This is a genomic window from Pseudonocardia sp. ICBG1142 (genome assembly GCF_020496255.1).
Classification (GTDB): Bacteria; Actinomycetota; Actinomycetes; order Mycobacteriales; family Pseudonocardiaceae; genus Pseudonocardia.
This window is the reverse complement of sequence record NZ_JAHLJC010000004.1, coordinates 338168-362221: the sequence shown is the minus strand read 5'-3', so window position 1 is coordinate 362221 and position 24054 is coordinate 338168. Positions and strand designations below refer to the sequence as shown.

Here is a 24054-nt window from a genome sequence, read left to right as displayed (position 1 = left end):
TGGATCGATGAGGTACCGTCTCCTCGTACGCGAAGGGGAGTAGCTCCCAACGCTGCGCTCGACATACTGGTCCGCCTCGTCCTGCGACGGCCGACCCGGGCGCAGCGGCCTGACCACCACCAGGCGAGCGAGACCTTCGATCCGGATACACCGGATCGAGGGCACCCATCCTCGGTCCGGTCGAGATCGAGGGATGGACATGGATGGATTCCTGATCGCGTTCGCGGTCAGCTTCGGCGTCATCTTCGTGGCCGAGCTGGGCGACAAGTCGCAGCTCATGGCCCTCACGTTCGCGACGCGCTTCAACGCGATCCCGGTCCTCATCGGGATCACGATCGCCACCTCGGTGACCCACCTCGTGTCGGTCGCCGTCGGCTACGGCCTCGGTGCGTCGATCCCGACCGGCTGGATCGCGCTGGTCGCCGCGGTCGCCTTCCTGGCGTTCGGCGCCTGGACGCTGCGCGGTGACAGCCTCTCCGAGGACGAGGAGGCCAAGGCCAGGCGGGCCGGCGGATCCGCCGTCGTCGCCGCGTCGGTCGCGTTCTTCCTCGCCGAGCTCGGTGACAAGACGATGCTCGCGACGATCACCCTGGCCGCCCAGCACGGCACCCTCGCCGGGTCGATCGGCATCTGGGCCGGGTCCACGGCCGGCATGGTCGCCGCGGACGCGCTGGCCATCGTCGTCGGGCGCCAGCTCGGCAAGCGGCTCCCGGAGCGGGCCATCTCGATCGGCGCCGCGGTGATGTTCTTCGTCTTCGGCGCCTGGCTGCTGTACGAGGCCGTCCCGCAGGTGTGGGGCGAGAACGCCTGGGCCCGCGTGTTCGACGTCGCCGGGCACCACGGGCTCGGATGGGCCGCACTGGTGCTGGGGGCGCTCGCCGTGGGCGTCGGGCTCTGGTTCCGCGGTCGCGCGCACCGTGCCCGCGGGGAGCGCAGGCTCGACGTCGCCCGGAACCCGGGCAGCCCGGCCTGGTGGGCCCGCACGCTGTTCGTGCTGGCCGCGGTCCTCGGCTTCGGGGCGCCGCTGCTGGTGGCCCTCGACGTGCTGCAGCCGATCTCGGTGCTGGCCCGGCCGGCGGTCGCCGTCGTCGGGGCGGGGCTGCTGCTGCTCGGGTTCGCCGTCGTCGCGGTCGCGATGCTGCAGCTCGGCACGGTGTGGCGCCGCTCGGCCGCCGAGGCCGGTGCGGCCGCGGCCGGGGACCCGGACGCCGCACGACGCCCGGTGCTCGCCACCGGCGGGATCTACCGTCGTGTCCGCAACCCCGCGCTGACCGGCCTGATCGTCGGGTGCGCCGGGATGCTGTTCATGGCCCCGACCCTGCTCGGTGTGCTCGCCGGGGTGCTGATCCTGGTCGCGGTGCAGATCCAGGCCCGCGCGGTCTACGAGCCCGGCCTGGGCAGTGCTCTGGGCCCCGAGTACGCCGAGTACCGGGCCCGGACCGGCCGGTTCCTCCCGCGGGTCCGCACCGACCGCACCCCCGCGGGCGAGGGCGACCGCACGACCGTCGGCTGAGCGCCCCGCCGACGGCCCCGGCGGCTCCACAACCCCGCCGGCTCCACGACCCCGCCGGCTCCACGACCCCGCCGCCGCTCCGAAACCGATGACTCCGCGGCACCGCCGCGCGACGACACCGCCCGCCCCAGTGCGACCGGGGCGGGCGGTGTCGTGTCCGGGGGATTCCGGGATCAGGTGTACCAGGTCGGCTCGGGCAGCTCGTCGCGCAGCACCCACGCCCCGACCTCGCGCCGCTTGTAGGCGACCGGGTCGTGCAGCGTGTGGGTGCGCACGTCGCGCCAGAAGCGGTCGAAGCCGAGCTCGGTCCGGGTCGCCCGCGCGCCGAGTCCCTCGAAGATCCCCCCGGTGATCTCCAGCGCGACCTCGGTGGCCCGCGCCTTCACCGCGGCGACGCGCACCTCGTGCTCGCCGCGCTGCTCGGCGGTCACGGCGTCGGCGTCGTCGTGCAGCCGCTGCTGCTCGGCCGCGACGGCGTCGGCCAGCGCCTCCACCGCCCAGAGCTTGGCCGTGTAGTCGCCGTAGAGGTCGAGCTGGTAGGGCTCGTCGACGGCCCGCTCGTGGCCGCCGTAGAGCCACGGCCGGGTCCGGGTGCGGGTGTACTCCGCGCCCGCCTCCAGGGCTCCGCGCGCGATCCCCAGGTAGAACGCGACGAACACCAGCTGGATCACCGGCACGTTGAAGGTGTTGTAGACGCGCGGGGCGAACACCTTGTCGGTGAACCCGGCGGCCGACGCCCACGGCACCCGCACGCCCGAGACCGTGACGCTTCCCGACTCCGACAGGCGCAGGCCGATGTTGTCCCAGTCGTCGCCGTAGACGATGCCCTCCTGGGCGCTCGGCACGATGGCGAACACGTGGGTGTCGGTGTTCTCGATGACGCCCTCCAGCACGGTCACGTCGGAGACCCGGCTGCCGGTGGAGAAGCTCTTGCGCCCGTCGTAGACGAGCTCGTCGCCCTCGTCGCGGATGGTCAGGTCGTCGTCGCGGGGGTTGACCGCGCCGCCGAAGAACCAGCGTTCGCGGGTCGCCTGCTCCTCGACCGCCGCGATCTGCTCGGGCGTGCCGACCAGGCGCGCGGCCCAGAACCACAGCAGGTGGTAGCCGAGCAGCTGCCCGATCGAGCCGTCGCCGGCCGCGACCTCGCGGATCACCCGGTAGGCGACGGTCCAGTCCTGGCCCCCGCCCCCGTGCTCGACCGGGCCGAGCAGGGTGACCAGGCCGGAGGCCTTGAGCAGGGCGACCTCGGCGTGCGGGGTGGCGCCGGCGCGCTCGCGGGCGGCGGCGTCGCGGGCCAGAACGGCGCGGACCTCGCGGGCGCGGGCGATCCAGCCCGCGGCGTCGGTGGGTACGGGGTCCCAGGACTCGGTCACGGTCTCGGGACGGATCTCGGTGGTGGTCATGGGTGACTCCTCGTGGTGCAGGGAGCCGGGCACCTCGACGGCACGCCACGGGCACCCGGGTGCGGGCGCGCCACGACGGTGCGCGGGGGGAGGGGACCCGGCTGCGGGAACGGTGCCGGGCGATCACCGGCGGGACGGACGCCCGCCGGCCGTCACACGTGGAGAGGTGCGACGGGGATGCCGGTCAGCGACAGAGCGAGGAGGTCACACGCGAGAGGTCGACGTGGCGTCGACGGGTGAGCTCGGTGAACAGCACGGTCCCAGTGTTCGGGTAGATCGCCGCGGAAGTCAACGAGACGTTCCCGGAAATGGGACGCGGCGCGGGATGTCCGGTCAGGACGGTCCCCGGAGACGCGCACGGGCCCGGCGACGTCGGTCGCCGGGCCCGTGCGGGCAGGTTGTCGGTCGGACGCCGCCGGTCAGACGGCGGTCAGCTGCGGCTCGCGGGCGGCGAGCTCGGCCTCCTTCTCCCGGATGATCGGGAGCACCTTCGCGCCGAAATACTCGACCTCCTCCTGGAAGTGCAGGAAGCCGAGCAGCAGCAGGTTCGCGCCGCGCCGCTTGTACTCGATCGCGCGGTCGGCGATCTGCTCCGGGGTGCCGATGAGCTGGGTCCGGAAACCGTCGTTGTACTGGACGAGGTCCTCGAAGGAGGAGTCGGCCCACATGCCGCGCTTGTCGCCGGTGGAGTTGCCGGCCTGCTGGACGGCGTCGCGGAAACCCTCGACGGCCGGCCGGTTGGCCTTCTCGATGATCTCGCGGAGGGTGTCCCTGGCCTCCTTCTCGTCGTCGCGGGCGATCATGAAGCCGTTGAGGCCGAACCGGACCGGCTGCAGGCGCTCGGCGGTCTTCGCGTGGCCGAGGACCTCCTCGACCTGCTCGGAGAAGCCGTCGTAGTCCTTGCCGTTGGAGAAGTACCAGTCCGACACGGTGCCGCCGTTGTAGCGGGCCGCGGTGGAGTTGCCGCCCTGGAAGATCTCCGGGTGCGGACGGCCCGGGACGTCGAGCGGGCGCGGCTTGAGGTCGAAGTCGCGGATCCGGTAGAAGTCGCCGGCGAACTCGGCGCCGCCGTCGGAGGTCCAGATCTCGCGCAGCACCCGGATGAACTCGTTGCTGCGGCGGTAGCGCTCGTCGTGCTCGAGCCACGGCTGGCCCATCGCGGTGAACTCGGCCTTCAGCCAGCCGGAGACGACGTTGACCGCGAGCCGGCCGTTCGTCAGGTGGTCGGCGGTGGCGACCCACTTGGCCAGCACCGAGGGCTCCCACAGACCGGGGTGGACGGCGGCGATCACCGTGAGCCGCTCGGTGGCCAGCCCCAGCGCGAGGGAGAACGCGGTGGCCTCGTGCTGGTGGTCGGCGCCGTAGCTGGCCATGTAGCGGATCTGGGACAGCGCGTACTCGAAGCCGTTGTTCTCGGCGGTCTGCGCCAGCTTCTTGTTGTACTCGAAGCCCCAGTCGGTGCGCTGTTCGATGGTGCTGGTGACCAGCCCACCGGAGACGTTCGGGACCCAGTACGCGAACTTCAGCGGCTCCTGGATCCGGGTGTTGGGCGTGGTGTCGAGAGCATCGGACACGGGAGACTCCTCGGGGGTGTGCCGGGCACGGCAGACGGGCGCACGACGGCGCCGGAAAGAGAGGAAAGAGGGAGGAAACGGACCTGCGGTGACGCGATCAGCGACAGGCCTGGCTCACGACGACGAGGTTGTCGACGTGACGGCGTCGGGTCAGCAGGAAGCCGGTCACGGTCCCACCGAACCCGCAGAGCCGGTGGGTGTCAACCGGATGCCGGGGAGATCACCGCGGGGCCTTCGTCGAGATCCGCAGGGAACGTCGTCTGCGAGACCCACGCCGGCCACCACGAGCCGTCCTAACCGACGTGCACCACGGGGCGCCGGGCCACGTCGGGCTCGGCCTTCCGCAGGATCTCCCGGGTGATCGGCGCGACCTCGCCGACGCCGGTGAACAGGTACCGGCCGAAGTGGCGCACCGGGTTGCCCTCGGTCCAGTCGAAGTAGGCGTGCGGGGCGGTGCCGGTGACGTCGCGCAGGTGCAGCAGCAGCGCGGCGATCGCGTTCGGGACCGAGGGCGCCGACGTCGTCAGCACCCGGTAGGGGCCGCGCCGCTCGCCGCGCACGGTGATGCCCGACTCGAACTCCGACGGGTCGGTGACGGTGACCTCGACCAGCACCACCCGGTCGGGGTCGGGGATGTGGTGGTCCTCGGTCTCCTCGGCGAGCTTCTCCCGGTACTCCTCGTCGCGGGCGACGCTGTCCCGCTCGCCGGGGCGGGGCTCGTGCGCGACCAGGCGCAGCGGCCGGCCGGAGCCGGAGCACTCGTCGAGGAACCCGCGGGCGGTGTCGTCGAGGGTGACGTCGGTGACGCGCAGCTCGAACGCGCGCAGGGTGCGCGACAGCAGCGACACCACCAGGATCCCCGCGATGAAGCAGGCGGCGATCTTCACCCCTTCCGGCCGTTCGACGACGTTCGCCACCGTCGTGTAGACGAACACGAGCGCGATCAGCACGAACGCGACGACTGCCGGGCGGCTCCCGGTGCGCCGCACCGACAAGGCGACGGCGACCGCCGCGGAGGTCATCAGCACCAGCACGCCCGTGGCGTAGGCCCCGCCCTGGGCGTCGACGTCGGCGTCGAACAGCACGGTCACCCCGAACGCGACGACCAGCACCACCAGGACCAGCGGCCGCGCGGCCCTGGCCCAGGACGGCGCCATGCCGTAGCGGGGCAGGAATCGGGGCACCAGGTTGAGCAGGCCCGCCATGGCCGAGGCCCCGGCGAACCACAGGATCGCGATCGTGGACAGGTCGTAGACGGTGCCGACGACGTTCCCCAGGTCGCGGTGGGCGAGGAACGCCAGCGCCCGGCCGTTCGCCTGCCCGCCGGGGGCGAAGTCCGCCTCGGGGATCAGCAGCACGGTCACGACGCTGGAAGTCACCAGGAAGGTGCTCATGATCAGCGCGGCGACGGTGAGCAGCCGCCGGGTGCCCGCGATCCGGCCCTCCGGGCGGTCCTCGGTGTCACCGTCGCGGCCCCGGACCAGCGGCATCACCGACACCCCGGTCTCGAACCCGGACAGGCCCAGCGCGAGCTTGGGGAACACGATCAGCGCGATCCCCACCATCAGCAGCGGGTCCGGGTAGCGGGACACGAGCAGCGCCGACCAGTCCGCGACGACGTGCGGCGCCGTGACGATCCGGACCAGCCCGTCGACCACGACGACGGCGTTGAGCACCAGGTAGACCGCGACCAGCGCGACCGCGATGCGGATGGCCTCGGAGAACCCGGCGAGGAACACCCCGCCGAGCAGCGCGAGCAGCAGCAGCGTGATCAGCACGTTCTGCCCCTGCAGCGCGGCGGGGGCCAGCGGGTTCTGCACCAGGTGCGCGGTGGCGTCGGCCGCGGACAGCGTCATCGTGATGAGGAAGTCGGTGGCCGCGAACCCGAGCAGGACCAGGACGAACACCTTGCCGCGCCACCCGGGCAGCAGCCGCTCCAGCATCGCGATGGAGCCCTCGCCGTGCGGGCTCTCCCGGGCGACGCGGCGGTAGACCGGCAGCGCGCCGAGCAGCGTCACCGCGACCAGGACCAGGGTGGCGACGGGGGAGAGCACGCCGGCGGCGAGCGCCGCGATCCCCGGCTGGTAACCCAGCGTCGAGAAGTAGTCGACGCCGGTCAGGCACATGACCTTCCACCAGGGATGGCGCGGGTGCTCCGGCTCGGGCCGGGTGTGCGGCCCGTGCCGTTCGGGCCGGTGCGCGTCCTGCAGGAACCAGGAGCCCACCCGGTCGCGGACCCGTCGCGGGGTCTTGGTGATCGCCACCGGCCCAGGATTGCGCTACGACACGGTCGTCGCCAGCCATGACGTGATCCGCTGCGCGCGCGGTGATCCGTCGCGCGCGTGCGTCCGGACGTGCGCGGCGAACGGATCACCGCGCGCACCGTGGGCAGCGCTGTCGTGCCGACGACGCCCCGCGGCCGGTGCGGCCGCGGGACGTCGTCGGGGTCGCCGGCCGGGTCAGACCGTCTCGGACTCCCGGTCGCCGCGCTGGGCGCGGACCGCCCGGAGCACGACCGGGGCGACCAACAAGATCGCGATCAGCGAGTACACCACCACCGCCAGCGGGGTGGAGACCAGCGTCGTGACGTCGCCGTCGGCGATCTGCAGGGCGCGGCGCAGCTGCAGCTCCGCATCCGGGCCGAGGATGACCCCGATGATCGCCGGCAGCACCGGCAGCCCGAACCGGCGCATCAGGAACCCGATTCCGCCGATCGCGAGCAGCACCAGCAGGTCGACCGGCTGGCCGGACACGGCGTAGGCGCCGACGCAGGCGAAGAACAGGATCCCCGCGTACAGGTACGGCCGCGGGATCCGCAGCAGCTTCGCCCAGGCCGGGGCGAGCGGCAGGTTCAGCACCAGCAGCATGACCAGGCCGATGAACAGGCTCGCGATGAGTGTCCAGACCAGGTCCGGCTCCTTCTGGAACAGCAGCGGGCCGGGCTGGATGCCGAACTGCTGGAACGCGGCGAGCATGACGGCGGCGATCGCCGTCGTCGGCAGGCCGAGGGTCAGCATCGTCGCCAGCGTCCCCGCCGACGACGCGCTGGCCGCCGACTCCGGCCCGGCGACGCCCTCGATGGCACCCTTCCCGAACTGCTCCGGGTGCTTCGACAGCTTCCGCTCCGTCACGTACGCCATGAACGTCGACATCTCGGCGCCGCCGGCCGGGATCGAGCCGAAGCCGAACCCGATGAACGGTCCCCGCAGCCACGGCTTCCAGGTGCGCCGCAGGTCCTCGCGGCCCAGCCACGGACGGCCGACCGGGATGACCTCCTGCGGGCGTCGTCGCAGGTGGGCGGCCACCCACAGCGCCTCGCCGATCGCGAACAACCCGACCGCGACGATGATGACGTCGATGCCGTCGGCCAGCTGCGGCACCCCGAAGGTGAGCCGCGGCTGCCCGGAGATCGGGTCGAGCCCGACCAGGCCGATCGTGAGGCCCAGCGCGAGCGCGGCGAACCCGCGGACCCGCGAGGCGCCCAGCACACCGCTCACGGCGACGAAGGCCAGCACCATGATCGCGAAGTAGTCCGGGGCGCCGATGTCGACGGCCACCGAGGCGATCAGCGGGGCGACCAGGACCAGCCCGGTCACGCCGACGATGCCGCCGATGAAGTGCCCGATCGCGGCGGTGGCGAGCGCCTGGGCGCCGCGCCCGGACTTCGCCATCGGGTTGCCCTCGATGGCCGCCATCACCGACGCGGACTCGCCGGGGGTGTTGAGCAGGATCGACGTCGTCGACCCGCCGAACATGGCCCCGAAGTAGATGCCGGCGAACATGATGAACGCACCGGTCGGGTCGAAGGCGTAGGTCACCGGCAGCAGCAGCGCCACCGCCATCGCCGGGCCGATGCCCGGCAGCACGCCGATCGCGGTGCCGAGCAGCACCCCGAACGCGGCGAACAACAGGTTCTGCGGGGTCAGCGCGTGCGCGAACCCGTTCATGAGCAGGTCGAACGTGCCCATCAGCACTGCACCTCGGTCATCCCAGAACCCCCATCAGCGGGCCGCCGGGCAGGTCGACGCCGAGCACGGCGTCGAACAGCACCCAGGTCAGCAGTGAGACCCCGGCGGCGATGCCGAGGTCGCGAAGCACCGCGCGCGAGCCGAGCGCGTAGGTGGCACCCGCGAACAGGACGGTCCCGGCGATCGGCCACCCGGCGAGCGGGATCAGCGCCGCCGTCGCGACGATCACCCCGGCCAGCATCCCGACCGTGCGCAGGTCCATCGGCACCTCGAGGTCGACGTCCTCGCCGCCCTCGGCCTCGCCGCGGCCGCCGCGCAGGACGTCGACGGTCAGCAGCGCGGCCAGCACCAGCAGCGCCGCGCCGAGCACGAACGCGACGGTGCGCGGCCCGAGCGGGTCGGACGCGGTGCCGCCGCCGCCCTCGGCGAGGGTGTCGCCGAGCACCAGCAGGCCGGTGAGGGCCAGCAGGACCGACACACCCAGCTCGGAGTGCTCCTTCCACCAGGAGCGGGCGGTCCCGGTGTCCCCGATGGTCGTCACGTCAGCCCCAACCCGGTCAGCACCCGCTCGACGCGGGCGTCCTCGTCGGCCAGGAACCGGCCGAACTCCGGCCCCGGCAGGTAGGCGTCCTGCCAGCCGTTGCGTGCCAGCACCTCGCGCCACTCCGGCGTCGTGTGCAGCTCGGCGTAGGCGCGCTCCAGCTCCGCGACGCCCTCGGGGTCCAGCCCCGGCGGCGCCACGACGCCGCGCCAGTTGGTGAACTCGACGTCGATGCCGGACTCGCGCAGTGTCGGCGCATCGAGGCCGGGCACGCGTTCGCCCGCGGTCACCGCGAGCACCCGCAGGTCGCCCGAGGCGATCTGGTCGGCGAACTCGCCGAGCCCGGACACCCCGAACGCGACCTTGCCGCCGAGGACCGCGGCGAGCAGCTCGCCGCCGCCGTCGTAGGAGATGTAGTTGACCGCGCGCGGGTCCACCCCGGCTCCCTCGGCCATCAGCATCGGGGCCAGGTGGTCCGGGCCGCCGGGGGAGGAACCGCCGCCCACCGGGGTCTTCCCGGGCGCCGCCCGCCAGGCGGCCAGCAGGTCGCCCACGTTCCGGAAGGGCGAGTCACCGGGGACGACGACGATCTCGGTCTCCTCGGTCAGCCGCGCGATCGGCGTGGTCTGCTCCAGCGTGGCCGGCGAGTCGTTGGAGTGCACGCTGCCGACCACACCCAGGCCCATGCTCATCACGAGCCGGTCGTCGCCGGCCTCGTTGACGGTCCGGCCGAGCCCGACCGTGCCGCCCGCACCGGGCAGGTTGAAGACCTCGACCGACCCGGTCAGCCCGGCGTCCTCCATGGCCTTGGCCGCGCTGCGGGCGGTGACGTCGTAGCCGCCGCCGGGGGCGTTGGGGACGAGCATCCGCAGTCCGCGGAGCTGGGTGCCGTCGCCACCGCCGCCGATCGCACCGACCGCGGGCGGGACGAGCAGCAGGGCGGCCAGGACGGCCAGGACCGTGCCGACGAGAGGTCCGACCCGGGGCCGCGGCACGGGCGGCGCGGGGTCGTCCGGCGTGGGCCGGTGTTGCGAGGGCGGTTCCTGCGACTGCGGAGGGGCCATCGACTGGGGCATGTGCGTCCGATCTCACCGTTGCGAAGCGAACGCGCTGAAGTGTGCGGGGTCACCCGAACGGTGTCTCCGTAACGGCCACAACGGTCCTTGTGGTCGTTACGGTCATCACGGACACGGCGCCGCCCGCGGGCCCGAGTGGTCAGCGCGACCGCAGGCCCAGCTCGCCCAGGACGTGCTCCACCCGTTCGTTCTCGGCGGTGGTGAACCGGGCGAAGTCCGCGCCCGGGAGCCAGGCGTCGTGCCATCCGTTCGCGGCCAGCACCTGCCGCCACTGCGGGGTGGCACGCATCGCGGCGACGGCGTCGGCCAGCGCGGCGCGGTCGGCGTCGGACAGCCCGGGCGGCGCGACCAGCCCGCGCCAGTTGCTGAACTCGACGTCCACCCCGGACTCGCGCAGTGTCGGCACGTCGAGGCCGGGCACGCGTTCGCCCGCGGTCACCGCGAGCCCCCGCAGGTCACCGGTCCCGATCTGGTCGGCGAACTCGCCCACCCCGGACACCGCGAAGGCCGCCTCGCCGCGCAGCACCGCCGCGAGCAGCGGACCGCCGCCCTCGTAGGACGCGTAGTGGACCCGGGCCGGCGCGATGCCGGCGCCCTCGGCCAGCAGCATCGTCGCGAGGTGGTCCGGCCCGCCGACGGTCGAGCCGCCGCCGACGGTGAGCCCGCCGGGAGCGGCGTGCCAGGCGTCGAGCAGGGCGCGGACGTCCCGGTAGGGCGAGTCCGCGGGCACGACGACGATCTCCGACTCCTCGGTCAGCCGTGCGATCGGCGTGGTGTCGGCGAGCGAGAGCGGGGTGTCGCGCGAGGCGGTCGCCCCGACCACCCCGAGCCCCATGCTCATCAGCAGCCTGCCGTTGCCGGCCTCGCCCTCGATCCGGCCGAGCCCGGCGATCCCGCCGGCACCGGACAGGTTGAACACCTCGACCGGACCGGTGATCCCGTTGTCGGACAACACCTTCGCCGCACTGCGGGCGGTGACGTCGTAGCCGCCGCCCGGCGGGTTGGGCACGAGGATGCGCAGGTCGGACAGCGGCCGGGGCCCGCCGGTCAGCACGATCGGGACGACGACCGCGGCGAGGGCCAGCACGAGCACCGCGACCAGCGCGGTGACCTGGCCCCGGCGGGCGCGGCGGGCGGGCGGCGGCCCTCCGAGGCGCGCCACCGTCCCCACCATGCCCGCCCCCCCGTCGCCGTGTCGCTGCCGTGCCGTTGCAGCGCCGCTGTCGTGCCGCTGTCGTGCCGCTGCCTGCCGCCGCCGTCGGAGTCTGCGCGCCCGCGGCCGGGCCGGTCCACCGAGGGTGAGCCGCGCGCCGCGTCGTCGTCCGCGGGCTCGGTCCCACGGATCGCGGTCCCACCGGTCGCGCGGTCGCCGCCGCGGGCACGCGCCCTACGCTGGGCGCATGCGACGGAGCGCCGGGGGAACGGGAGGGCCACTGGCCCGCCAGTTCCTCGTCTGGCAGCTGGTGGTCGTGGTCGTGCTGCTCGGCGCGGTCGCGGCGCTGGCCGCGGTGCAGTCGTCGGAGTCGTTCCGCGGGACCGAGGGGCGCCGGATGCTGTCGGTCGCCGAGGACGTCGCGTCCGTGCCGACCGTCCGCGAGGCGTTGCAGACCCGCCGCTACGACCTGCTGCCGTCGTTCGCCCGCAGCGCGGAGAACCTGTCCGGGGCCGACGAGATCGAGATCGTCGACGCCGGGCTGGTGGTGCGCACCTCACCCGACCCGTCCCGGGTCCGGCAGCGTTTCGATCCCGGCGCCAGCACCGCGCCGCGGGGCCGCGCCTGGGTCGGCAACTCCGACGGGCGCACCGTCGTCGCCCAGGTGCCGGTGATCGACGACCGGGGCGCCGTCGCCGGGCTGGTGTCGGCGGGGATCCGCGCGCCGTCGCTCTGGGAGTCCCTCGCCGGGGCCCGCGCCGAGACCGGCGCGCTGCTCGGACTGGCCCTGGGCGTCGGCGTCCTCGGGTCGCTGCTGCTCGCCCGCCGCGTCCGCCGCCAGACCCTCGGCCTGGAGCCGGACGAGATCGTCGAGCTGGTCCAGCGCCGGGAGGCGATGCTGCTCGGGATCAAGGAGGGCGTGGTCGGGCTGGACACCGCGAACCGGATCACCCTGCTCAACCCGGTGGCCCGCGAGCTGCTGCAGCTGCCCGGTGCCCGGGAGGGCGACGCCGTCGCCGACCTGGGGCTGGACGACCGGCTCCGCGAGGTCCTCACCGGCGCCGCCGACGGCGAGGACCAGCTCGTCCTGCTCGACGCCCGGGCCCTGGTCCTCAACCGCCGCCCGGTCCGGATCGAGGGACGCGACGGTAGGATCGTGGGCGCCGTGGTGACCCTGCGGGACCGCACCGAGCTCACCACCCTGCAGCACCGTCTCGACGCCTCGCACACCGTCACCGACACCCTGCGCGCGCAGGCCCACGAGTTCTCCAACCGGCTGCACACCATCGCCGGGCTCACCGAGCTCGGCGAGCACGACGAGGTGCGCCGGTTCGTCGCCGGGATCGTCGCCGCCTCGGAGGGTTGGCGGCGCGAGGTCACCGCCAGCGTCGGCGACCCGGCGACGGCCGCGCTGCTCGGCGCGAAGAACAGCCAGGCCGCCGAGCGCGGCGTCGAGCTGGCCCTGGACCCGGAGTCCCGGCTCGACCCGACCGATCCCGACCACGACCCGGACCTGTCCGCCGACCTCGTGACCGTGCTCGGCAACCTGATCGACAACGCGATCGACGCGACCGCCGGGCACGAGGGCCCGCGCCGGATCGAGATCGGGCTCGCCGGCGGCGGCGACACCGACGGCGACGAGGTCTGGATCGAGGTCCGCGACTCCGGTCCCGGGATCGCCTCGGAGCTCGCCGAGGAGGTGTTCCGGGCCGGCTACTCCACCAAGGCCGCCGAGATCGGCGGCCGCGGGCTCGGTCTGGCCCTGGCCCGGCAGGCGTGCCTGCGCCGGGGTGGCACCATCGCGGTGCGGCCGGCGCCGGCCGGCAGGGCCGGTGCGGTCTTCGAGGCGGTGCTGCCGGTGGCGCCGACGGGGGTGCGGGTGTGAGGGTCCTGGTCGTCGACGACGACTTCATGGTCGCGAAGGTCCACTCCGGCTACGTGGAGCGGATCGAGGGCTGCACCGTGGTCGGCGTCGCGCACAACGGCGCCGCCGCCCTCGACGCCGCCGCCCGGCTCCGCCCGGAGCTGGTGCTGCTCGACGTCTACCTCCCCGACATGTCCGGTCTGGAGGTGCTGACGCGGTTGCGCACCGGGGCCGCCGACGACCCGTTCGTGCTGGTCGTCACCGCCGCCGACGACTCCGACACGGTCGCCGCTGCGCTGCACGGCGGGGCGCTGCACTACCTGGTCAAGCCGTTCGACTCCGCCGCGCTCGCCGCCCAGGTGCACCGCGCGACGCGGATACGGCGCGACCTGGACCGCGTCCGCGACCAGTCCGACATCGACCGGATCTTCGGCGGCACCGGTGCCGCCCCCGCCCGCACCCCCGGCGGCCCGGAACGCATGCCGAAGGGCCTCACCCCCCCGACCGCCGAGCTCGTCGCGGGCACCCTGCGCGACCACTCGGGGACCGACGCGGAGGCGGACCTGTCGGCGACCGAGTGCGCCGAGGCCACCCGGCTGTCCCGGGTCAGCGCCCGCCGGTACCTGGAGCACTTCGTGTCGACCGGGCAGGTCACCGTACGGCTGCGCTACGGCGGCACCGGCCGCCCGGAGCGCCGCTACCGCTGGGTCGGCTGACCGGCCCCCGGCGGCGCCTGCTCCGCCTGCTGTGCCGCCGGGACGGCCTCCGCCTGCGGTGTCGCAGGGTCGGCCTCCGCCTCCTCGGCCTCGGCGGCGTGCTCCAGCAGCACCGCCGCGATCGGCTCGCACAGCAGGTCCGGCAGCGCATGCCCCATCCCGTCGACGGTGACGAGCTGCGCCGCCGCCCCGATCCGCGCCGCCAGGTGGTCGGCGTGCGGCGGCGGGTGCACCGGGTCCTCCGGCGCCTCGACGACGAGAGTCGGCACCGTGACCGAGCCCAGCTCGCCGCCGCGGTCCAGCCCGTCGAGGTCGGCCTGGGCATGTGCGGTGCACGGCTCGACCCGCCCGGTGTGGTCCATGATCCGCCGCTCACGTGCGGCGAACTCGACGCCGTCGAACGGCAGCACCCCGCCGGAGACGCGCCGCCAGTACTCGACCCGCCAGGCCAGCTCCCCGGCCTCGTCGCGCGGGTCGCCCAGCTCCTGCCACATCCGCCGGACGTCGCGGGTCGGGCCGGGCAGGTCGGCGTCGCCGGTGTCGAGCGCCGCGGAGCACGGCAGCGCCGCGGAACACAGCAGCGCCGCACTGACCATGCGGTGCGGCGCGTCGAGCGCCAGCAGCTGGACCAGCGTCCCGCCCAGCCCGATCCCGACCAGGTGCGCCCGGTCGATCCCACAGCCGTCGAGCACCGCGAGCGCGTCGGTCGCCAGGTCGGCGACGGCGTAGGGCCGGTCCTCGAACGCGTGGGTGGAACGACCGGTGTCACGGTGGTCGTAGCGGACCACCCGGTGCCGCTCGCGCAGCGCCTCGACCAATGCGTCCGGCCAGCCGTACCCGGCCGAGCCCGCCCCGTTCATCAGCAGCACCGGGGCCGCCGGCGTCGGCCGGTGCGCGGGCAGGTCCTGCACCCAGAGGGTCACGCCCGGCTCGGCCTCGACCGTGCGCACGGTGCCCTGCGACTCCACACCGTGCCGCTCGACACCGGGCCGCTCCACACCGGGCAGGCTGCCAGACCGGCACGGACGCCCCGCCGGCGCCCGGCCCGGAACACGCGACGGCCCGGTCCGCACAGGGCGGGCCGGGCCGTCGCGAGGCGCTGGGGGAAGGTCAGCCGACCTTCTCGATCAGCGCGGCGCGCTGACGGTCGCCGAGGCCGGCGGCACGACGCGACACGTCGATGCCGGCCTCCTCCATCACCTTGGAGACCTTCGCCGGGCCCCAGCCCGGGACGCTCTTCAGCAGATCGGCGACCTTGGTCTTGCCGACGATCTGGTCGGTCTTCGCGCGCCCCAGCACAGCGGGGATGGTCTCCTCGCCGCTGGCGATCTTGTCGCGGAGCTCCTTGCGGGCGGTACGGGCCGCAGCCGCCTTCTTGAGCGCCTCGGCGCGCTGCTCCGGGGTCAGGGTGGGCAGAGCCATCGCTGACAACTCCTCTCGGTTCACGCACCCCGCTCACCGGGGTGGACTGCTATCTCCGATCGCGGTACAGACTGGCAGAGACATCGCCACGACCTGCGGGAACCCCCTCTTCAGGGCGTGTCGGGCCTGGTCACGGCCTTCCGTGGCGCTGTTCACCGCACCCGGGCGACCGCCCGTCGCACATTCGACGAGTGGGGCTGTTGCCGCAGGTCAGCGCGATGATGCCGCGGAAGCGGTGACGGCGGGCTCACCCGTCGAGCACGGAGCGCAGTCCCGCGAGATCCCAGAGGGTCCGGACCTCGTCGATCCGGCCCTGCCGGACCCGCACCAGCTGCACCGCCAACACCTCCGCCGCGCGCCCGGTGGGGGCGAGCCCGGGCAGCAGCCACGGCAGCTCCCGGTCGTGGGTGAAGCCGACGCGGACCTCGTCGACGACCCGACGGACGTCGACGGTGCGGGACAACCGGGTCCGGGTCAGCCCGGACGGCCGGGCACCGGCGACGGCGGCCAGGTGCGCGGCGACCGCGTCCCGGCCGTGGCCCCCGGCGCCGGTGGGCAGCTCGGTCCAGCGCACGTCGGCGGCCAGCGCGGCCGTCGCCGGGCCGGGGTCCCCGTCGTCGTAGAGCGCGCCGGCCGCGGTGTCCCAGAGCCGCGCGATGTCACGCATCAGGACCTGCATCGCCGGGGTCACCCGAGCACGGTGCCACGTCGCGACCCACCCCCGCACGCGACGACGCCCGGGGGCGCGTGCCCCCGGGCGTCGGTCGTGGTACGTGGGCCCGTTCAGGCCGTGGCGGCCGGGCGCTCGTCGGGCGCCGGTGGCGAGCCGGGCGAGACCCGCGGGTCCAGCTCGGCGCGCTCGTCGGTCTCGGCGCCCAGCGGCTTCTCGGGGTCGACCGCCTTGTCGTAGGAGGCGGTGACGCTGATCAGCCGGTGCCCGCGGTAGCGGGCGTAACGCAGCGACCGCAGCCAGTTGTAGAGCGTGCCGAAGCGGTTGCCCCAGCCGATCAGGAACATCACGTGCACGTAGCACCAGATGAAGTACCCGATCCAGCCGGTGAGCTTGATGCCGCGCACGTCGGCGACGGCCTCGCGCGCGCCGATCGTGGCCATCGAGCCCTTGTCGAAGTAGCGGAACGGGGCCGGGGTGGTGTCGTCGCCCTTGGCCCGCGCCTTGATCAGCTTGCCGACGTAGGTGCCCTGCTGCATCGCGACCTGCGCGACACCGGGCAGCCGGTCGATGGTGGAGACCATGTCGCCGATGGCGAACACGTCGCTGCGGCCCGGCAGGCTGCAGTCCGGGTCGACCGCCAGGCGCCCGGCCCGGTCGACCTCGCCGCCGGAGGCCTTCGCGAGCAGCTCGGCCAGCGGGGACGCCTGCACACCGGCGGCCCACACCTTGGTGCGGGCGACGATGCGCTCCTCGCCGTTCGGGCCCTTGACCGTGATGGAGTCGGCGTCCATGTCGGTCGCCATGGTGTTCAGGCGGACCTCGATGCCCTTCTTCTCCAGGGTCTTGCGGGTGTAGTCCTGCAGCTTCTTCGCGAACGGCGGGAGCACCGCCGGCGCCGCGTCGAGCAGGATGATCCGCGCGGAACGGGTGTCGATCGACCGGTACTCGCGGGGCAGCACGTACTGCGCCAGCTCGGCCAGCTGACCGGCCAGCTCGACACCGGTGGGGCCGGCGCCGACGACCACGAAGGTCATCCACGCCTGCTTCTCCTCCTCGGTCGTCGCGACCTCGGCGAGCTCGTAGGCACCCAGGATGCGCGAGCGCAGCAGCCGGGCGTCCTCGATCGACTTCAGGCCGGGGGCGTGCTCGGCCCACTCCGGGTGCCCGAAGTAGGCGTGCGTGGCGCCCGCGGCGACGACGAGGGTGTCGTAGGGCAGCGTGATCCGCTGTCCGTCCGGCGCGGCCGCGTGCACGACCTTGGCCTCGAGGTCGATGTCGCCGACCTCGGCGAGCAGGGTGCGCACGTTGCGCTGCTTCTTCAGCACCCGGCGCAGCGCCGGGGCGATCAGGCCGGGGGACAGGATGCCCGTCGCCACCTGGTAGAGCAGCGGCTGGAACAGGTGGTGGTTCGTGCGGTCGACGATGGTCACGTCGACATCGGCGCCCTTGAGCGCCTTGGCGGCCTGCACACCGCCGAACCCTCCGCCGACGATCACGACCTTGTGCCGGCCCTGCCGCTCGTCGTGCTCTGCCGTGCTCACCTGAGTCCGCCCCTTGTCGGTCGGTCCTGGCGCGGCGTCACCGCGCACCTGCTCGATGGCCGGTGTCGGTCCCCGCCTCCGGACCCTGAGTCCTGGTGTCGGCGGTGGACGGCGGCCGTCCTGGCCGGTCTCCGACCGTACGAACCCTCGGCCGCCGGGGCAATTCGGATCGCTCCGGAAACGCCTTTCAGAGTCCGAACTCACACGGTGGGGGAACGGAAGCCGGATGCGGGCTCGCCGACCGTGCGACGATGGAGCCCATGTGCGGGATCGTGGCTGCGTTCGGTGGACCCACGGCATGGCCGGGCGGTGAGCCCGCCGACCCCGAGAAGTACGAGCGGATGCTCGCCAGGGTGGCGCACCGCGGACCCGACGACACCGGCGTGCAGGTCGTCGGGAACACCTGGCTGGGCCACCAGCGCCTGTCGATCATGGACGTCAGCGGCGGGCACCAGCCGATGTCCGACGCCGCGCGTACCGCCTGGATCGTCGGCAACGGCGAGATCTACAACCACGAGCGCATCGCCAAGGCGTTCCCGGACGGCACGGTGCGTACCAAGTCCGACACCGAGGCCGCGCTGCACGCGGTGATGTGGGACGGCCAGGCCGCGGTCGCCTCGCTCAACGGCATGTTCGCCGTCGCCATGGGGCGCACCGACGGTCCCGGGCTCGTCGCCCGGGACCCATTCGGGGTCAAGCCGCTGTACTGGGTGCCGCCGGCAGAGTTCCGTGACGGCGGCGGTGCGGCCGGGGCCGTCCCGTACACCGCGCCGGACCCGTCGGAGACGGTGCTGTTCGCCAGCGAGCTCCGTGCGTTCGACCCCGAGGACCGTCCGTACGTGCGCTCGTTCCCGCCCGGCTGCCTGTGGAGCCCGTCGTCGGGGCTGGTGCGGTTCGCCGACGCCGTGCCGGTCGAGGTCCGCCCGGCCCGCCGCGCGATCCGCCCCGGCTGGGACGACGCCGACCTGTCCCGGGTGCGCGAGGCCGTGGTGTCCGCGGTGCGCCGCCGGATGATGTCCGACGTCGGCGTCGGGGTGTTCCTGTCCGGTGGCCTCGACTCGGCGCTGGTCGCAGCCATCGCCGCGCAGGAGGCACGGGCCCGTGGCGAGCAGCTGCCCACCTTCGCCGTCGGGACCGCGGAGTCCGGCGACCTGATCGCGGCCCGCAAGGTCGCCGCGCACATCGGTTCGGACCACCACGAGGTCCTGGTGACGCCCGAGGACATCGCCGAGGCCCTCGACCACGCCGTCGAGGTCATCGAGCACTACGACCCGGCCCTGGTCCGCAGCGCCGTGCCCAACCTGATCCTCGCCCGCGAGGCGGCGAAGAAGGTCAAGGTCGTGCTGACCGGGGAGGGCGCCGACGAGCTGTTCGCCGGCTACTCCTACGTCCACGGGCCCGAGTACGCCGACCCGGACACCCTGCAGGCCGAGCTGGTCCGCTCCCTGGAGCAGCTGCACCACCTGAACCTGCAGCGCTGCGACCGGACCACCATGTACTTCGGGCTGGAGGCCCGCGAGCCGTTCCTCGACTCCGGCCTGGTCCGCGCCGCGCTGGCGCTGCCGCCGGAGTGGAAGCAGCGCCCCGGCGGCCGGCCGGAGAAGGCGATCCTGCGCGAGGCGTTCGAGGGCTGGCTGCCCGAGGACCTGCTGTGGCGCGGCAAGGAGCAGTTCGGCGACGGCTCCGGCGCCGGCACCGTGCTGGCCGAGCTGGCCGCCGGCAAGGCCGCCGCCGCGGCGGCCGCCGGGCTGACCGACGAGGTGCCCGAGCACCCGTCCGACTCCTGGCCGCTGCGCAGCGAGGAGGAGATCCTCTACCACGGGATCTGGCGGTCCCACTTCGACGGGATCCGGCCGGACCACGTGCTCGGGGCCTTCGCGACGGCCTGAGCCCCGCTCACACCCGTGCGGCCGGTCCGACGGTGTCGGGGTCCTCGGCGCGGCTCGCGCGGTCGGCCCGGGCGGCGTCGGCCAGCTCCTTCACCCCCGGGACGTCGTCGCCGTCCCAGCTGTCGGGGTCCCACAGCCCGGCGGCGGCGAGCGCCCGGCCGCAGTGCACGTAGGCGTCGTGCACGTCGACCAGCAGCGCGAGCGGCGGCGGCCGGTGCCCGGCCGGGCCCTGGCCCTCGGCGTCGGCCGGGCCCCACAGCGCCAGCACCGCGGGGTCGCGGGTCACCCGGGCGCGGCCGTGCACCCGCAGCACGTGCGTGGCGCGCGGCACGCAGAAGGTGAGTCCGATGCCGTCGTGCGCGAGCAGGTTGCGCATGCTGTCGACGCGCCGGTTGCCCGGCCGCTCCGGGACCGCGAGGCGCCGGCCGCCGTCGAGCACCCGGACCGAGCCGGGGGCGTCGCCGCGCGGGGTCACCGTGACCGTGCCGTCCGGCGCGGTGGTGCCCAGGAACACCAGCGGGGAGGCGGCGACGAACCGGGCGGCGACCTCGTCGACCCGGTCGGTGGACTTGCCCGCGACCATCGGGTGCGGCGCGGCGACGACCTCGCGCAGCTCGTCCTCGGTCCGCACCGCGTCCGGTTCGGGGGCCGGGGCGGCCGGCGCGGGAACCGGGTGGTGCCGTCCGGCGGGCACGATCATCGGGGTGCCCGCGACCGGGTCGGGCACCACCCGCGACTCCATCCCGAAGACCCGGCGCACCAGGTCGGCGGTCATCGTCGTCGCGGGCGGGCCCTGCGCGACGATCGCGCCGTCGGCCATCGCGATCAGGTGGTCGGCGTAGCGGCAGGCCAGGTTCAGGTCGTGCAGGACGACGACGACCGTGCTGCCCCGCTCCCGGTTCCGGTCGACGAGCAGGTCCAGCACCTCCACCGCGTGCGGCAGGTCCAGGAACGTGGTCGGCTCGTCGAGCAGCAGGGCCCCGGTGTCCTGGGCCAGCACCATCGCGATCCACACACGCTGGCGCTGACCGCCGGACAGCTCGTCGACCGGGCGGTCGGCCAGCTCCAGCACCCCGGTCGCGCGCATCGCCTCGGCGACGGCGGCGTCGTCGGCGTCGCCGCGGCCGCCGAACCAGCCCTGGTGCGGGGACCGGCCGCGTTCCACCAGGTCGGCGACGGTGATGCCGTCCGGGGCGGTCGGGGACTGCGGGAGCAGCCCGAGCCTGCGGGCCAGCTCGCGACCGGACAGCGACCGGACGTCGGTGCCGTCGAGGCGCACGGTCCCGGCGGCCGGGGCGACGATCCGGCCCAGCCCGCGCAGCAGGGTGGACTTGCCGCAGGCGTTCGGGCCGACGATCACGGTGATCCGGCCGGGCGGGACGTGCACGGTCAGGCCGTCGACGACGACGCGCTCGTCGTAGCGCAGGACCAGGCCGTCGGCGTCCAGCGCGGGCCCGGCGGGCACGGTGGCGGGGGTGGTCACGGGGTTCCTCCGGTCCGGGAGCGGGCGAGCAGCCACAGCAGGTAGGGGGCGCCGATCGCACCGGTGACGACACCCGCGGGCAGGGCGACCTCGGCGATCAGCGTGCGGGCGACGACGTCGGCGAACAGCACCAGCGCGGCCCCGACACCAGCGGCGTGCGGCAGCGACGCCCGCCCGGGGCCGGCGAGCCGGGCGGCGAGCGGCCCGCTGACGAGCGCGACGAACGACACCGGCCCGGCCGCGGCGACCGCGGCGGCGACGAGCAGGACGGCCACCGCCAGCAGCGCGCCCCGGGCCCGGCCGACGGGCAGCCCGAGCGCGGTCGCGGTGTCGTCACCGAGCTCCAGGCGGGGCAGCGCGCGGGCCAGCAGCAGCGCCGCGGGCACGAGCACCGCGCAGGCCGTCGCCAGCGGGACCGCCGTCGACCAGCCGGTCTCGGTGACGCTGCCGGTCAGCCAGACCAGCGTCTGCTGCGCCGTGGTCAGCGACGCGGTGATCATCAGGTAGGAGACGACGGCCATCGCGGCCGACCCGATCCCGACCCCGACCAGCACGAAGCGGGTACCGCCGAGGCCGTCGCGGCGGGCCAGGACGGCGACGAGCAGCGCCGCCGCGACGGCGCCCAGCACCGCACCGGCCGAGGTCCCGGTGGCGGACAGACCGAGCACGATCGAGGCGGTCACCGCACCGACGGCGGCGCCGGCACCCACACCGATCACGTCCGGGCTGGCCAGGGTGTTGCGCAGCACCCGCTGGAACAGGGCCCCGGCCAGGCCGAGGGCCGCGCCGACCAGGAGCGCGGTCAACGCCCGCGGCATCCGCAGCCGCAGCACCACCAGCTCGGTGCGCGGCGTGCCGAGCCCGGTCAGCGCGGCCAGCACGTCGCCGGGCCCGAGGCCCTGTGCACCCACCGAGAGGGAGGTGACGAACGCGGCGAGCACGGCGACGGCGACGGCGAGCCCGGCCGTCGTACGACGGCGCCGGGCCCGGGCCCGGATCCGGCGCAACACCGCGGTGGGATCCCCGCCGGTGACGGTCCCGGTGCTCATCGCAGGAACCTCCGCCGCCGGACCAGCGCGACGAACAGCGGGGCGCCGACGACGGCCGTCACCACCCCGGCCTGGACCTCGCCCGGCGGGGCGACGACCCGGCCGAGCACGTCCGCGGCCAGCAGCAGGACGGGTCCGGCGAGCGCCGCCAGCGGCAGCACCACCCGGTGGTCGGTCCCGGCGAGGCGCCGCACCAGGTGCGGCACGGCGAGCCCGAGGAACGCGATCGGCCCCGCGGCGGCGGTCGCGGCCCCGGCCAGCACGACCAGGGCCACCCCGCACACGGCGCGGTCGGTCCCGACCGGGCGGCCGAAGGACCGGGCGACGTCGTCGCCGAGCGCGAGCGCGTTCAGCCGCGGACCGCAGGTCAGGGCCAGTGCGAGCCCGGCGACGACGAACGGGGCCGCCTGCGCTGCGATCCCGAGGTCCCGGCCGGCGACCGAGCCGACCTGCCAGAACCGGTAGTCGTCGAAGGCCTGGGGGTCGGTGAGCAGGAACAGGGTGGTGATCGACTGCAGGCCCGCGGCGAGCGCGGCGCCCGCCAGGGCGAGCGTCGCGGGGGAGACGCTGCCGCGGCGGCCGATGCCGGCCACTCCGGCGACGACGACGGCCGCCACCGCCGCCCCGGCGAAGCCGAACCAGACGTAGCCGCTGAGGGTGTCGACACCGAGCAGCGCGATCCCGAGCACGACGGCGAGGGCGGCGCCGGTGTTGAGCCCGAGGATGCCGGGCTCGGCGATCGGGTTGCGCGTGATGCCCTGGGCGAGCACCCCGGCCACACCGAGCGCGGCCCCGGCCAGGACCGCCAGCACCGTGCGCGGCAGCCGCACCTCGGTGACCACGAGCGCGTCCGGGGAGGTCCGGTCGACGGCCCCGGTCAGGACGTCCAGCACGAACCCCGGCGCGAGCGGCCGGGCACCGACCAGCAGGCCGAGCGCGGCCACGGCCAGCAGGGCGACGGTCAGGCCGGCCACGGCGGGCCACCGCCGCCGCCGGACCGTCGCCGGCGCATCCGGAGGGGACGGGACGGTGGGCGTGGCCGTCGGGGCGGTCACCGCGCCTTCGCCGCCGCGTCCGCGAGCTGGCCCACGGTGCGGTCGAGGGCGTAGCGCCAGCCGTCGACCGAGGCGCTGGAGAAGGCCTGGGACACGTCGCGGTCCGACAGCAGCACACCGCGCCCCGCGGCGACCGACGGCACGGCCTTCCACAGCGGGTCGTTCGCGATGGCCGAGGTGTCCTTCGAGATCGCCTGCATGACGGTGACGTCGGCGTCGAGGAGGTTCATCCGCTCCCGCGAGATCGGGACGGGAAGCCGTCGGTGCGCTGCGACTCGATCTGCGGGGCGTTGACCATGCCCAGCTCCTTCAGGAACGCCAGGCGCCCGGATTCGCCGGTGTAGGCGGCGTACTCGCCGAGGGTGTTGCGGGCCCCGGACACGACCGTGGCGCCCTGCAGCTGCGGGTGCTGCGCGCGGGCGTCGGCGAAGCGTCGCTCCAGGTCGGCCTGCGCGCGCGCCGCCTCCTGCGGCTTGCCGACCGCGGCTCCGACCATGCGGAGCTGGTCGCGCCAGGTCGTCTTGTAGTTCTCGCCGCCGGCCGGGATGCCGATCACCGGCACGCCCAGCTGGGTCAGCCGGTCGTGGCGCTCCCGGTCGCCGGAGGAGCGGGTGTCGAGGATCAGGTCCGGGTCCAGGGCCGCGACGGCCTCCAGGTCGACCTCGAGCGTGCCGAGGATCTGCGGCGGGGTGGTGTAGCGGGCCTGCCCCCACGGTCCGAGGCCGTCACCGCCGACGGCCAGCCAGTCCGCGGCCCCGACCGGCTCGACGCCCAGGGCCAGCGCGGTCTCGGCGTCGCTCCACCCGAGGGCGACGACCCGGCGGGGCTGCTCGGGGACGGTGACGTCGCCGAACGCGGTCGGGACCGTCACCGGGAACGCACCGTCCCCGGACGGGGTGGCCCCCGACGGTGTGGTCCCGGGCTCCGGTGAGCCGCATCCGGCCAGCAGCATCAGCACGATGAGCAGACCGGCGAACAGGGGGAGCGTTCGTCGCACGGAAGGGCCGCCTCTCCAACTTATAGGTGACCCTCACTTCATCATCCCGGTGCGGCGGACGGAAGAGCGGACCGCAGCCGTGTGCGCCACAGATGCCGCCGGGCGGCCGCACCGGCGCTCCGATGGCCTCGACCGTG

21 protein-coding genes are annotated in these 24054 nt (G+C 74.5%); 4 read left to right on the top strand and 17 right to left on the bottom strand.

Going from position 1 to position 24054, the window contains the following annotated elements:
• Positions 1-199: 199 nt before the first annotated feature.
• Entirely contained in the window at positions 200-1513 is a 1314-nt protein-coding gene (locus KPL59_RS04170) for a TMEM165/GDT1 family protein (protein ID WP_075312242.1), read from the top strand.
• Between the two features lie 173 nt (positions 1514-1686).
• On the opposite strand, the gene KPL59_RS04165 is transcribed toward KPL59_RS04170, so the two are convergent.
• The 8 genes from KPL59_RS04165 to KPL59_RS04135 form a co-directional block, all read right to left on the bottom strand.
• On the bottom strand, positions 1687-2916 hold the full coding sequence (locus tag KPL59_RS04165; protein ID WP_226350914.1) for an acyl-CoA dehydrogenase family protein: 1230 nt from the start codon (positions 2914-2916) through the stop codon (positions 1687-1689).
• A 184-nt stretch (positions 2917-3100) separates the two neighbouring features.
• Positions 3101-3172 (bottom strand): putative leader peptide, encoded by a 72-nt coding sequence (locus KPL59_RS37405; RefSeq protein WP_350590274.1) that lies wholly within the window; start codon positions 3170-3172, stop codon positions 3101-3103.
• A gap of 163 nt (positions 3173-3335) precedes the next feature.
• Positions 3336-4454, bottom strand: coding sequence for a dimethylsulfone monooxygenase SfnG (gene sfnG, locus KPL59_RS04160; protein WP_043276063.1), 1119 nt, complete (start codon positions 4452-4454; stop codon positions 3336-3338).
• Positions 4455-4783: 329 nt separating this feature from the next.
• A complete protein-coding gene (locus tag KPL59_RS04155; RefSeq protein ID WP_226359994.1) occupies positions 4784-6754 on the bottom strand; it encodes an amino acid transporter in 1971 nt (656 codons plus the stop codon).
• A 195-nt stretch (positions 6755-6949) separates the two neighbouring features.
• A complete protein-coding gene (locus tag KPL59_RS04150) occupies positions 6950-8458 on the bottom strand; it encodes a tripartite tricarboxylate transporter permease (protein WP_075312238.1) in 1509 nt (502 codons plus the stop codon).
• A 16-nt stretch (positions 8459-8474) separates the two neighbouring features.
• A complete protein-coding gene (locus tag KPL59_RS04145; RefSeq protein WP_226359993.1) occupies positions 8475-8999 on the bottom strand; it encodes a tripartite tricarboxylate transporter TctB family protein in 525 nt (174 codons plus the stop codon).
• Positions 8996-10075, bottom strand: a complete 1080-nt coding sequence (locus tag KPL59_RS04140) for a tripartite tricarboxylate transporter substrate binding protein (protein WP_226359992.1) — start codon at positions 10073-10075, stop codon at positions 8996-8998. Before KPL59_RS04140 ends, KPL59_RS04145 begins: the two co-directional genes overlap by 4 nt.
• Positions 10076-10214: 139 nt before the next feature.
• Entirely contained in the window at positions 10215-11237 is a 1023-nt protein-coding gene (locus KPL59_RS04135) for a Bug family tripartite tricarboxylate transporter substrate binding protein (protein WP_374111589.1), read from the bottom strand.
• Positions 11238-11475: 238 nt separating this feature from the next.
• Here KPL59_RS04135 and KPL59_RS04130 point away from each other — a divergent pair, with 238 nt between their 5' ends.
• Positions 11476-13113 carry a sensor histidine kinase gene (locus KPL59_RS04130; protein ID WP_226359991.1) on the top strand — a complete coding sequence of 546 codons (1638 nt, stop codon included), beginning with the start codon at positions 11476-11478 and terminating at the stop codon, positions 13111-13113.
• Entirely contained in the window at positions 13110-13808 is a 699-nt protein-coding gene (locus KPL59_RS04125) for a response regulator (protein WP_226359990.1), read from the top strand. Before KPL59_RS04130 ends, KPL59_RS04125 begins: the two co-directional genes overlap by 4 nt.
• Here KPL59_RS04125 and KPL59_RS04120 read toward each other — a convergent pair.
• The 4 genes from KPL59_RS04120 to KPL59_RS04105 form a co-directional block, all read right to left on the bottom strand.
• A complete protein-coding gene (locus tag KPL59_RS04120; protein ID WP_226359989.1) occupies positions 13790-14806 on the bottom strand; it encodes an alpha/beta fold hydrolase in 1017 nt (338 codons plus the stop codon). The two genes, KPL59_RS04125 and KPL59_RS04120, sit on opposite strands and share 19 nt — an antisense overlap.
• Before the next feature lie 112 nt (positions 14807-14918).
• Positions 14919-15230, bottom strand: coding sequence for an integration host factor, actinobacterial type (gene mihF / locus KPL59_RS04115; protein WP_020621796.1), 312 nt, complete (start codon positions 15228-15230; stop codon positions 14919-14921).
• 247 nt (positions 15231-15477) lie between these two features.
• Positions 15478-15921, bottom strand: a complete 444-nt coding sequence (locus KPL59_RS04110; RefSeq protein ID WP_226359988.1) for a nuclear transport factor 2 family protein — start codon at positions 15919-15921, stop codon at positions 15478-15480.
• A gap of 92 nt (positions 15922-16013) precedes the next feature.
• A complete protein-coding gene (locus tag KPL59_RS04105; protein WP_226359987.1) occupies positions 16014-17444 on the bottom strand; it encodes an NAD(P)/FAD-dependent oxidoreductase in 1431 nt (476 codons plus the stop codon).
• Between the two features lie 260 nt (positions 17445-17704).
• Here KPL59_RS04105 and KPL59_RS04100 point away from each other — a divergent pair, with 260 nt between their 5' ends.
• The gene (locus tag KPL59_RS04100) at positions 17705-19333 is read left to right on the top strand and encodes an asparagine synthase-related protein (protein WP_226359986.1); all 1629 of its coding nucleotides are present in this window, start codon (positions 17705-17707) and stop codon (positions 19331-19333) included.
• Positions 19334-19340: 7 nt separating this feature from the next.
• Here the strand turns inward: KPL59_RS04100 and KPL59_RS36710 are convergent, their stop codons facing one another.
• The 5 genes from KPL59_RS36710 to KPL59_RS04070 form a co-directional block, all read right to left on the bottom strand.
• Positions 19341-20816 (bottom strand): ATP-binding cassette domain-containing protein, encoded by a 1476-nt coding sequence (locus tag KPL59_RS36710; protein ID WP_308187827.1) that lies wholly within the window; start codon positions 20814-20816, stop codon positions 19341-19343.
• Positions 20813-21865, bottom strand: a complete 1053-nt coding sequence (locus KPL59_RS04085) for an iron chelate uptake ABC transporter family permease subunit (protein WP_226350908.1) — start codon at positions 21863-21865, stop codon at positions 20813-20815. The genes KPL59_RS36710 and KPL59_RS04085 overlap by 4 nt, the downstream gene beginning before the upstream one ends.
• The gene (locus KPL59_RS04080) at positions 21862-22839 is read right to left on the bottom strand and encodes an iron ABC transporter permease (RefSeq protein ID WP_226350907.1); all 978 of its coding nucleotides are present in this window, start codon (positions 22837-22839) and stop codon (positions 21862-21864) included. The genes KPL59_RS04085 and KPL59_RS04080 overlap by 4 nt, the downstream gene beginning before the upstream one ends.
• A 77-nt stretch (positions 22840-22916) precedes the next feature.
• On the bottom strand, positions 22917-23150 hold the full coding sequence (locus KPL59_RS04075; RefSeq protein WP_226359985.1) for a hypothetical protein: 234 nt from the start codon (positions 23148-23150) through the stop codon (positions 22917-22919).
• Positions 23147-23917, bottom strand: coding sequence for an ABC transporter substrate-binding protein (locus KPL59_RS04070; protein ID WP_226359984.1), 771 nt, complete (start codon positions 23915-23917; stop codon positions 23147-23149). Before KPL59_RS04070 ends, KPL59_RS04075 begins: the two co-directional genes overlap by 4 nt.
• Positions 23918-24054 lie beyond the last annotated feature (137 nt).